This window comes from Paenibacillus sp. JNU01 (genome assembly GCF_059130585.1).
The window spans coordinates 6,782,653-6,794,466 of sequence record NZ_CP169723.1 but is presented as its reverse complement, the minus strand read 5'-3'; the positions used below and the strand labels follow the sequence as shown (position 1 = coordinate 6,794,466).

At 46.0% G+C, this 11,814-nt stretch carries 10 protein-coding genes; all 10 read right to left on the bottom strand.

What is annotated here, in order from left to right; genetic code table 11:
* Positions 1-98 precede the first annotated feature (98 nt).
* The 10 genes from NLBNIHML_RS30020 to NLBNIHML_RS29975 all read right to left on the bottom strand — a co-directional run bounded on the left by NLBNIHML_RS30020 (position 99) and on the right by NLBNIHML_RS29975 (position 11,757).
* Positions 99-422 (bottom strand): (2Fe-2S) ferredoxin domain-containing protein, encoded by a 324-nt coding sequence (locus tag NLBNIHML_RS30020; RefSeq protein ID WP_339242005.1) that lies wholly within the window; start codon positions 420-422, stop codon positions 99-101.
* Between the two features lie 101 nt (positions 423-523).
* Positions 524-1,276, bottom strand: coding sequence for a metallophosphoesterase family protein (locus tag NLBNIHML_RS30015; RefSeq protein WP_339242004.1), 753 nt, complete (start codon positions 1,274-1,276; stop codon positions 524-526).
* Between the two features lie 101 nt (positions 1,277-1,377).
* Positions 1,378-2,385 (bottom strand): LLM class flavin-dependent oxidoreductase, encoded by a 1,008-nt coding sequence (locus NLBNIHML_RS30010; protein WP_339242002.1) that lies wholly within the window; start codon positions 2,383-2,385, stop codon positions 1,378-1,380.
* Between the two features lie 246 nt (positions 2,386-2,631).
* Entirely contained in the window at positions 2,632-4,569 is a 1,938-nt protein-coding gene (locus NLBNIHML_RS30005) for an LTA synthase family protein (RefSeq protein WP_494353413.1), read from the bottom strand.
* A 116-nt stretch (positions 4,570-4,685) separates the two neighbouring features.
* Positions 4,686-7,052: a putative PEP-binding protein gene (locus tag NLBNIHML_RS30000; RefSeq protein ID WP_494353412.1), complete on the bottom strand. Its 2,367-nt coding sequence runs from the start codon at positions 7,050-7,052 to the stop codon at positions 4,686-4,688.
* A gap of 290 nt (positions 7,053-7,342) precedes the next feature.
* On the bottom strand, positions 7,343-7,660 hold the full coding sequence (locus NLBNIHML_RS29995; protein ID WP_494353411.1) for a hypothetical protein: 318 nt from the start codon (positions 7,658-7,660) through the stop codon (positions 7,343-7,345).
* Positions 7,661-7,744: 84 nt separating this feature from the next.
* Positions 7,745-9,250 (bottom strand): helix-turn-helix domain-containing protein, encoded by a 1,506-nt coding sequence (locus tag NLBNIHML_RS29990; RefSeq protein WP_494353410.1) that lies wholly within the window; start codon positions 9,248-9,250, stop codon positions 7,745-7,747.
* 263 nt (positions 9,251-9,513) lie between these two features.
* Positions 9,514-10,512, bottom strand: coding sequence for an ABC transporter substrate-binding protein (locus NLBNIHML_RS29985; RefSeq protein WP_339241996.1), 999 nt, complete (start codon positions 10,510-10,512; stop codon positions 9,514-9,516).
* Positions 10,513-10,697: 185 nt separating this feature from the next.
* Positions 10,698-11,072, bottom strand: a complete 375-nt coding sequence (locus tag NLBNIHML_RS29980) for an immunity protein PIM1 family protein (RefSeq protein ID WP_339241994.1) — start codon at positions 11,070-11,072, stop codon at positions 10,698-10,700.
* A 22-nt stretch (positions 11,073-11,094) separates the two neighbouring features.
* Positions 11,095-11,757, bottom strand: a complete 663-nt coding sequence (locus tag NLBNIHML_RS29975) for a 3'-5' exonuclease (protein WP_339241992.1) — start codon at positions 11,755-11,757, stop codon at positions 11,095-11,097.
* Positions 11,758-11,814: the final 57 nt, after the last annotated feature.

Sequence of the window (11,814 nt, the reverse complement as noted above, 5' to 3'; positions counted from 1 at the left end):
CGCTTATAAGGCTTAATTCCAATCCCGTTACAGCGAATTAATTGCAAATCATTCTCAGGTAAGTCATCTTAGAAAAAAATAATATCCTCTCTGTAATTCTATTTCACAGAGGTCTTGGCCACATTCGCAATCAAGTGTTTCTCCAGTTTCTCGCCTTCGCACAAGGCCTGTACGAGTGCTCTGCCTGAATCCGGTGTCATCTGGCCATACCAGTCACCCTGTGGATACACAATCGACACGCATGCGTTGTCACACTGACCATTACATTTGGTACGAGTCGTATGGATGAATCCTCCCGCCTGCTGTTTAACAATCTCGTCCCGTACCGCCTGAGTTACTTCTTCCCCATCGTTACGCATGCATGTTCCACCATTACAGAGTAAAATGTGATGTTGCAGTTGATCCAGATTATAGATAGCCAAACTTGGTTCATTCCCCTCAAGTCGATATGATATGTATCCTATTTATTCCATCGTACAACCTTATAAATTAGCATATGAATTCCTGATACGCAACGAAAATATTAAATCTCGGACTCTTCCACGCTCTGCCCTTGCCGTACAAAAAAGGTCTGTAGACTGCCATCCTCGTTAATCTCCAGCATGTTCAATTGTGCTCCATAGGCACAACCACCATCAATGCCAATTTTGTCTCCGCTCGGGTCAAACCAAATGCCTGACTCATCATGCAAATGCTTCACGGGTGTGTGTCCAAATACGACCGTCTCTCTAATCGCCGTTGGTCTGGAATAGAATGGTTCCCGAATCCAAATGAAGTCCCGCTCGGACTGGTTTCTCCAATCTTCGATATCCGGGTTGATCCCGGCATGCACAAAAATATAACCCGGTATCTCGTACACCAGCGGAAGCTGATCCAGAAACTGAAGATGATGTTCATAATGTGTACGTATCCACTGTTTGGCTTCAGCATAAGCTTCCCAATCGATCTGTTGCTCATCATATGTAAGCTCCAGATCCAGATAACTTGCCATCGTGTTTAATCCACCATTACGAATCCAATGCTGATCATATTGCTCAACATCCTGAGTCAGCGCCTTGACCATCATGGCATCGTGATTGCCTTTAATCACTATAATATTGTGCCGTTGCTGAAGCTGCATAATCTGTTCGATGACCTGCCTGCTGTTTGGACCGCGATCCACATAATCACCCAGCAAAATCAACTCATCTTGCAAAGGATTATAATCTGCAAGCTTAAGCAATGCATTCATTTCATCGTAACAGCCATGAATATCACTAATGACACATCTGCGCATATGAATCTCTCTCCTCTCCCTGATCAAGCAAGAGTATAACCGGAACCTTGCAAGAGCAAAATTCCGGTCTGTTCAGAGTAGTTATTCCCGCTTGCTGATTATTAGTCCTGCTTGAGTCCAAAGGCTTCTGCAATCAAGCCGAATGAGCGTAGACGTGCTTCGAACGAATGGATCGCTGACGCGATAATGACTTCATCCGCTTCATGACGTTCAGCCATAGCGGTAATTTTGTCTCTCACCTGATCCGGTGTACCCACGATGGAAAAAGAACGACGTTGACGGATCTGTTCCATCTCCATCGCTGTGAATGGATAGTTGTTCACCGTCTCCAGGGATGGGAAGGAACTCTGTTCAAGTCCCCGTCCGAGTCGCAGGAAGAATAGTTCATTGCTGCGCGCCAGTTCAGCCGCTTCTTCCTCTGTCTCTGCACAGAACGCCGAGACAGCGATCATGGAATGGGGTTTGTCATTCAGGATGGACGGCTTGAAATGTCTACGGTAATGTTTCATTGCTTCTTCGCCGCCTGGTGTACCGAAGAATTGGGCAAACGCATACGACGTCCCTTGCGCAGCTGCAATCCTCGCACCTTCGGAGCTGGAACCTAGCAACCACACTTCGGGTACCGTTGGAACCGATGGTCCGGCTACCAGAGACGCAAACCGATGATCCTCAGGCAATTGCTCGTGGAAGTATCCGCCTAGATCCGCAATCTGCTGTGGGAAGAATTGTACATTCGATGATTTGCCTTCGTTCAGCGCTCTGCTGGCAATCGGCATTCCGCCTGGTGCTCTGCCAATTCCAAGGTCAATCCGCCCCGGATGCAACGCTTCCAGCAGACGGAAATTCTCCGCAACCTTATAGGCACTATAATGAGGTAACATGACTCCACCGGAACCTACCCGAATGTGATCCGTATGTGCAGCAACATGTGCAATCATCACTTCAGGACTGGAAAAAGACAGTGCACCACTACCGTGATGCTCCGACATCCAGAAGCGGGAGTATCCCAATTGATCCGCATGTTGCGCGAGTTTCACCGTTTCCTGCAGCGTATCCTGCACACTCCGTCCTTCATTGATATGTCCGTGTTCGAGTACACTTAGTTTCATATATATTCAATCCTCTCATCTGTTAGGTTCTTGATCTCTATGAATATGAGTTCTTGCGGATGTTACACGCTATTGCTCACTTCATTCTTGCTTGTTCCATTGTAACATTAATTATTACAGTTTCAAACTTAGTTATCCTCTTTTATTACCACACTTGTGTAAGAAACATGCAAAAAACGCCACCAGTTTTGAACTGGTGACGTTTGGATGTAGCGTTGAGATCTAATCTCTTTCAGAAAAACTCAGTTATGGCGCACGTTTCGGTAACAACTTCACATACTCGTCAGACAGTTTCATCAGGCTGAGCACATGTTCATAGTCGGCACGATAGGGTTCCAAATCCGTTATCGGCTCATACGTTTTGAGTGAGTAAGCTGTTCCATCATCAAACCCTGCACCCGGAATAAACATGATGTCATTGTTGACAAATGACCCCGTCGGCAAGTAATACCGGATACCGAAGGCATTATGATCCATGTTGAGCAGATCATGTCCGAAGGCAGTGAACTTCTCGTCCTGGAGCGAAACGCCCATCAGATTCATGATTGTTGGCAACATATCCAGCTGACCGCCTGGCTGCTCAATGACTTGCCCTTTGCTCTGTTTCGGTGTGTGAATCATTAACGGAATGTTGAATCGACTTACTTTACCGTCATAAGGGACACCGAGATTAGCCTGAATCTGTTGTGTAATCTCTTCGTCAGCAGGCAGACCGAAGTGGTCTCCGTAGAGCACTAGGGTTGTGTTATCCCATAATCCGTTGGCCTTCAACTCATTAATGAGTTGACCAATGGCATAGTCCGTATAGTTGATCGACTGCAGATAATCGTGAAGCAGTTTGTTTGTGATCGTCGCGGGAATCGTAATTCGTGCACGATCGGCAGGAACCGTAAACGGCGAGTGACTTGATGCCGTGATGAACTGAGCATAGAACGGCTGATTTGCAGCCTGATGCGCAGTCATTTTTTCCACACCTACACGGTACAACTCTTCATCTGATGGTCCAAAATCATTAAACTTGTCATTCTCGAAGCTCGGCTTGTCGAAGTAACGAGTGAATCCGAGGGCCGGATACATCTTGTTCCGGTTCCAGAAGGTAACGTCATTGACGTGGTACGTCTCGGACTCATATCCCTCTTTGCCCAGTAATTTTGGAAGACTTGGCAATTCGCGGTCACTATACCCTGCCGACATGGGGACAACGCCGGTTGGATAGATAGACGTGTTCGACATGAATTCAGCGTCTGATGTGTTTCCCTGTCCAATCTGTTGGAAGAAATGAGAGAAATAATAGCTTTCTTTCGCCAGATCATTCAATACCGGCGTTAATTCCTGACCGTCCAATGAAGCATTAATTGGAAAATTCTGAAAGGACTCCAGTTGCAGTACAATCAGATTACTGCCTTTGGCCTGACCAAAATATTTGGCCTTCACGGCTGAGCCGTCACTCGGTTTATCCTGATATGGATACTTGCTAACCAAGTCATTGATCTTGGCAATCGTTTCGTTAATGTTGCCATTCGCAATGGCCTCATTCTCTTTGCTTGTCATAATAGCAGATGAGACCTGGTAGTTCAGAAAACCGAGATTTTCGGCGCGAACCAGTTCGTTATCAATCGTTTCACCTTTGACAATAAAACTGCCAGACAACACGATGCAGAATGCAGCGGTAAGCGCAACACCGAGCTTGCCCCAGTAACGTCTGCGAACTCTGCCGAACGTCAGACCGCTATCGCGGTAACTGCTGCGGTTACGCCCACCTGCACGTCTGCGCATAATCAACCATATTGGCAGTGCCAATACGATGTCTGCAAAAAACAGAAAGTGCTCCGGTCGTACCAGAGGTCCGATACTGCCCCGCACTTGCGCAACCTGACCTAACTCACTTAGCACGGTATATGTGGGTACCGAACTGAAATGAACGTTATACAGCGTTGCCGCGAACAGAAGCAGAGAAAACAAAATATTGAATCCCCCATAAACGGTTCTCTTCCAGCCTTTGGGCACAATCAGATCCAGTATGCATACCAACGCTAATGCACCTAATGCGTCAGTCAACAGACCAATGCCGGACAGACCCTGGAAAAAGAAACACCTCAACAGTGACAGCTTCAACAACATAAGAATGAATAACACGGCGAATAAAGTCCGTGATGAAGTTCGTTCATTATTGGAATTATACATGGTCGCTTTCAACCCTTACCCTGAAATTTTACGTTCCCTTTACAAAACGCATATTTCAGTATAACAGTTTTCTGTTTGCTATTCCATGGAAGTTCCGTGCAAGATAGGCTGCGTGTTTACGCAATGGTGGATATATCTGCATTCTGTGTGTTCGTAACCTCTCTCTGTTCCTCAATGGCTGCTTGTGCAGCTGCAATTCGTGCATAAGGGATCTGTTCAGGCAGACAGCTTACGTAATCCATTCCAATACGGTGGCAGAACGTAATCGATTCCAGATCCGCCATATTTTCTCCGCAGATCCCTGTTTTCAAATGAGGTTTTCGAATTCGCCCTTGGACTACCGCCATCTCTATCAGTTGCCCGACTCCTTCAATATCGAGCACATGAAATGGGTTATTCGTTACTGTACGAGAATCCGTATCACGTTGAAGGAATCGCTTCTCGGCTTCTTGACGACTATATCCAAACGTCATCTCTGTCAGCTCATCCGTGCCAAATGTGAAAAAGTCTGCATGGCGAGCGATGTGAGTCGCCGTCAGCGCCGTTCTCGGAGCAACGATCACCGCCCCAACTCTATAGTGACAATGCCGTCTCTCCTCACCTAGCACTTGGTCAGCCACATGATCCACCAAATCTCTCATCACCTGAAGTTCATGCACATGACCGATCTGCGGGATCATAATCTCGGGGCGTACCCACCAGCCTTGACGGATGCCTTTCACCGCTGCACGGAATATTGCTTCAAGTTGCATATCCATAATTTCAGGGAACACGGTACTCAGACGACAAGACTGTTGCCCAAGTGCCGGATTGAGTTCGTGCAATTCACTGACTCTGCGAATGACGCGCTCCAGTTCCTCCAGTTCACTCTGGGGGTCTTCTTGCTTCTGCGGCTCCTCGGCTTGTAACCATTCACGTCGTTTCTCCAACACGCCCAGATCCGGTAGCAATTCATGCAGCGGCGAATCGAGCAAACGTATAGTTACCGGGAATCCATCCATCGCTTCGAACAGCTGTTCAAAATCAGACTGTTGCATCGGTAACAGACGCTCCAACCCTCTCCTACGCTCGGATTCACTATCAGCCAGAATCATTTTCTGTACAAAAGGTAGCCGCGCAGGTGACAACAGCATGTGCTCCGTCCTGCACAACCCGATTCCCTCCGCCCCCAGCTTCCGTGCTGTTATGGCATCCTGCGGTCGATCCGCATTGGAAAGTATCGTCAACTCTTTCACTTCATTAGCCCATTCGAGCAGCAGTTGCAGATCGGATGAAGAAGGTGAAGCTGAGTTATTCTCAGAGGCTGCATGCTCGTCATTCGTTCCTAGCTGGATCTGTGTGGGAAGATTTCCAATGCTCTCTTCTCTGCCCGAATCTGTATAATGCTTCAGCACTTCCGTGATATGCCCAGGTTGGATACGCAACAGTGCTTCCTCCCTGGTAATGAGTCCTTTATGGACAAAATCCACAGCACTTCTCAGTAAGGCTGTAGAAGATAATCGAGCGGGCTGGGTGTACACAACATACAACGCGCCGGAATCAACTACAAAGGTAATCTCCTGCACTTCTCCCTCACGTCTCTCCAACTGGCTGCCTATCTCCAACAAACGTGTATAAAGCTCAGATTGGTCATCTCTTAGCCGCTCCAGACCGTGATCCGTTTGATCGGTGTTTCCCGTTGAAACGTACTGTCCAATAATTCCCTTCTCTCCTGTAAGTGGGTTACGCGTATATATTGTTCCGGTCCCGCTTGAGTCTCCACATTTCCCATGCATCATGGTCTGTATAAGAACAGGAGCGCCTGGCTCCGAAGAAAAGTAAGTTGGTTTACGCATGATCTCATTCTGAGATCTGGATGCTTGAACACGCTGTGAATGATATACCGCACGTACAGCTTCATTGAATTGAAGTTGGACATCCTGTGGAAAAGGGCTGCGACCCTTCGCTTCAATTAAATATTTAAATTCGGTAATGATTAATTCAAGCTCCGCTTCATCCCCATCCTTGACGTTGCTCGATATTTCTGTGAAAAATTCAGACGGAATTCCATGTATCAACTGTCCATATTCCTTTAAGTAATGAAGGTAACATTGGAGTGCATACAACCGATTACCGGTATGACGTGCGAGTCCTTCCACAGTGACATCGTTTAGACCCACACTTAACAATGGATGTATGGCAGCATCTGATGATTGATCACGATCAGTACGTACCGCAAGCAGAAGCGGATTCTCCGAATGTCCGAAGAATTTCCCGGTTTGCTGTTCCAGGTGCCGGATCGCGTTCACAATCTCTTCCTCTCCTTCACCGGAAAGATGTCCAAGACGGGTACAGAACTCGCGACAGCATTCCGTTGTGACTACAAATCCGGCCGGGACAGACCAACCTGCATGCTTTAGCTCCGCAAGATCAGCCCCTATACTGCCCATTAGCCCCTTCATCTCTGCCGTACCTTCTTCCAACAGAATTACCCGTTTTGTCATTACAGCTCTCCCATCCGCCATTCATGGCTATGCTTGAAGACTTCATCCTGCCTTACAGATCAGCCTTCACTCTAATGGTATGTCGTAATCTTTCAGTCAAGGACATCCGCTTTTGCATTTTGTGCTCGTTATCCTGTTTTTTTGTAAACGCTACACTAAAATGAGATGAATCAAGCCTTTTGAGTCGTTGTATTGGTTCATTTATCAAAGCGAACAAAAAGAAGCCCCTTCAGCTATGCTGATGGAACTTCATATTTTTTAGTATTCACTTACCTCAAACGTCATATGTTTTATTCCCATTCACCTTTTTTGACGTAAGTTGCTTCATAAGCAACAATTACATTTGTTTTATCTGTTACCTTTTGTAAATCATCGACTACAACCTCTTCTTCACCATAGTCTATTAAACTCGAATCAACTTTCTCGTAGACCCCACAATCCTTCACATAAATTACATCTGGATGCTCGGAATCATATCTTAAGCTTTCCGGAAGATCTTCAGGCAAGATTTCATGCGATTCGGCAACCGTAGTCCTCGGTACCTCTGTAACAGGAACCGTTCCAATAACAGCTACTACTAAAAGCGATGCCCAGATATTTTTCTGCATGTGATGTCTATTCTCCTATTCATTTTTCTTCGAGTTTAATTTAATTATTGAAACCAGCTTGTTTGTAGTTTTAGCTCCCATTCCTCAAGCCATAAACCGCAATACATCCTCAATCTTCTTCCCATGAGAGATCACACCGTAGTTCATCCAAGTCATGAAATCCACCTCATACACATTGCCGCTCTTCACCGCAGGCAGACGTTTCCATTCATCCCGGTCGAGCAGTTCGCGCTCAATTCCTGGTTCAGCAGAATCCCCAGTATCAAAAGTAATCAACAAGTGATCCGCATCAAGTTGGCTTAACTGCTCCAATCCAATGGAAATCCTGCGCTCATGTCTTGTCCATTGCTGCACACGGGAATGCGGAGTTAGTCCAAGATCCTGATAAATTACAGGGCCCACGTAACCTTGCTGATTCCCATAGAGAGTAATATCCGACGCAGATATACGCAAAAACGCCACCGTTTGACCACGCATATAACGTGTTAAACGTCCTTTAGCTTCCAATGCCTTGTCCTCATACGCACCAATTACATCTTGAACCCGATTCACCTTTCCCAACACATCGGCCGTTGATCTAAGAATGGAACGCCAATCCTCTCCCAGATGATCTACGTAAAACGTAGGTGCTACTTGCTCAAAGCGGTCCAGATTCCATCGATCATATCCCTTGTTCAGCATGATAAAGTCAGGTACAATACCCGCACTGAATTGAGCATCCTGCTGGCTTACATCGAATTCGGGCACATCATCCAATCCCAAATAATGCTGTCTACCCCAGGAGTGATGCGAATATTGCAACACAGGCTTTACGCCCAGGGCCAACACAAAGTCTTCCAGATACGGAGCAAAGACACGAACCTCTTGACGGTGATGACGACGATATAAACCGGGGGAAATACCAGCATACTGCTTGAAACGACGACCAAAATAATACTCGCTGCTGAATCCCACATTCTGTGCAATCTCATGGATGCGATCATCCGTTAGCTGCAATAGTTGCTTCGAGCGCTCCAGCCGAACCGTATTCACATAATCAAGCGGAAGCTTGCCTGTTATCCTTTTGAATTGCCGAGTGTAGCTGGCTCTGGTTAGACCAATATCTGCCGCGAGCTCGTCCACGGTTATAGTCAGATCATAGTGGTCGTCAATATAACGAATTGAACTTTGAAGACGGGCACGGTCATCTGGTGCATCAGTTTCGGGATCACTCTGGCGAAGCAAGGCACGGAACCACTCTTGGAAACGAAGCTGTACCTCCCATTGCTTCAGCCAATCGCCAGTGACCTGTTGTCGCAGTATTTGTTCCAAGGCCTCCAGACAGGAACTCCACGGACTGTAACTCAGCTGAATAAGAGGGGGCGCTTCTTGATCTTCAATCCCTTTAAGAAACTCTTGCTGCTCAGTCGTGATTATCGTAGGCGAATGGCCTGAAATATCTTCTTTCACCTCAGCCACGACCAGATCAAGCTTATAATATTGCAAATTACTTTCTGTGCAAGGAAAGTCTTCTATCTTAATCGGTGTTCCCGCTGGAACAAACATAATCAGTCCTTTTTCCAAATGAAATTCCCGATCGGTGTAAACCATCAAACCCTTTCCAGACGTAACAACAAATATGGAGTGTGAAGACGATTTTTTATGTAGCAAACGTTTATCGATCTCAGATTTACCGTGGTTTATATATTCCATCTGCTGAATCGTGCACAGCCAGGGCTTGGGAATCCATTGTATTATCGTGGGGTACATGTTCATCGTCCTTAACTGAGAATTATTATCATTTGAAATAGTGTATACGAAAAAAGAAAGCTCTTCAACCCTCGCTGAAGAACTTTCTTTCTTATAGGGTTATACTATGGAGTCATCTTTTCCAAGAGATCATCAATTTTCATGGAATTCGCTGTAATTGCACCTGATTGCCAATGTGATCTTTCCATGATGTACACCTGATTGTTTTTAACCGCTGGAAGGGATTGCCATAACTTGCTGTCAAGCACCTTCAAAGCTTCCTTGTTCTCGGGAGATGACCATTCTCCATTGGAAGGGAAAATGATAAGATGATCCGCATCAAGCTGCGGGATGGCTTCCTCAGACAGAATTTCCTGATATTCCTCCATCTTGCTAACCAGAGGATGCGGTGTTAGACCGAGCTCTGAATAAATAAATCCGGTCAATCGATTTTTCACACCGAACAGTGCCAGTGTGTCATCGTTAACATTTAGCCGGACCACTGCGACGCTCTCGTCCCCGACCGCTTCCTTCAGTTTCGATTTGGCATCTGCAATCTTGGCCTCAAATGCCGCAGCAACTTCTTCACCCTTGTCTGATTTACCTACAACATCGGCAATGGTTTTTAACATTTGATCGGCGTCCTGCAGTACTTCCTCAGGTAAACGATATGTTGGTGCCACCTTGGAATACATCTCATATTTCTCCATGTCCGCTCCCCCATCCACAATGATGAGATCCGGATCATATTGCAACAAGGCCTCAATGCTGCCTGTAGTATCAAATTGCGGCACATCCAGTCCTAAATACTCCTGCACACCCCACATCGGATTATACCACTGCACGACAGGTGTAATATCGAGCGCCTTCAGATAATCTTCTACATAGATTCCAGCAATTCGTTGTGGCTGAACCGGAATCGTTACATCTCCAAATTCATCCTGTACAACTCGTGTCGCAGGCTCTGTCTCGGTTACGGATGTATTTTCTCCCGAAGCTGCACTTTCAGTTGCAGGAGTCTGTTCCGCATTGGTAGCGGTGTTTGTACTACATCCCGAAATCACCAGACCCATGAGCAGTAATGTGATCGTCCACCCTTTTATACCTTTAATAAAACCTACCATGATACCCTTCACCCCTATATGATCTGTTGATATAATCGTGAGAATGATATACACATAACGTATAATGATTATCATTCTCATCTAGTGCTTAGGTGAATTGTAACTCATGCTTCAACCGACTCACAATGTACATTTGATGCTATTTTTTTATACAAACGAGAAGAGCCAACATGGCTCACCCCCGCTTATCGCAGGGGCAACCTACCTTGACGATAACTTTCCAGCAGCTTGTTCACAAAGATATCATTCACCATATCCTGTAACAGTGCAGCGCCAATTAAACCCAGATCATCACTCACATACCCCGCTAACTCAGGTTCGCCAGTGAGTGCTAACGTTTGTTTGAACGCCTGTTCCCTGCATGCGCGCAGCACCTCTTCTTCAGCCACAGCAGTAGCTTGAGCCCATCGTTCAAAGGATTGCATCCACTCGTCAGCAAACGTTGAGGCATCCCTGTCATCCAGATAAACCTCTACATCCAATCCTTCGAATGTCTGCTGAGTCAGAATCCGTCCTTCGTTAAGTTCCGACAGCAGCTTCTCCACATCTGTTCTGCTCATCGATCTCCCCTCCAGTTCTTCATTATGTCAGATACATCTCAGGTATAACAAAACGCTTCATCATGCGCTTGGGATCAGCTGTAAAATGATTCAATTGAAGTTCCTCGTATTCACTAAGGATACATTCAAAGATACCAGCGATCACACCACAGTCTGCCAGAGCATTGTGCCTGTGAACTCCATCTGTATTCAGATCGTAATACCGAATCAGAAAATCCGTAGAGACGACCTCGTTAATCTCAGGATGAATGTACGTGAACATCGCTTTTGTATCCAATACCAGATTAGTGAACATCGGGAGACCATACTCATCACAATGTCGCTTCAAGATGGGCAGATCATATTCATATCCGGCTTGGGTCACAAGAACGCTATCACCAATGAATTCCTGAAAGGACTGAAATGCTTCTACAAACGACGGAGCCTCTACCATATCCTCATTCGAAATGCCTGTTAATTTGGCCACGGCTTCTGGTATAGGTTTGTCCGCCCGTGTAAGTGAAGAAAATGTTGTATTACATTGTTGACCTCTTTGGTAATGCATCGCACCGAATTGTGTCACACTCTCCACCACAGGATTAATGCCCGTACCTTCGAGATCAAATATGCAGTACATTCTATCCTGTAATGGGGATACGCTTAGATTTTCAATAAAGTATGTATCAGGTAACAGCGTCATTTTCATCCGTTCAACTCACACCTCTCTATTCTCATCACGCTTAATGTATTTCTCATGTATTAA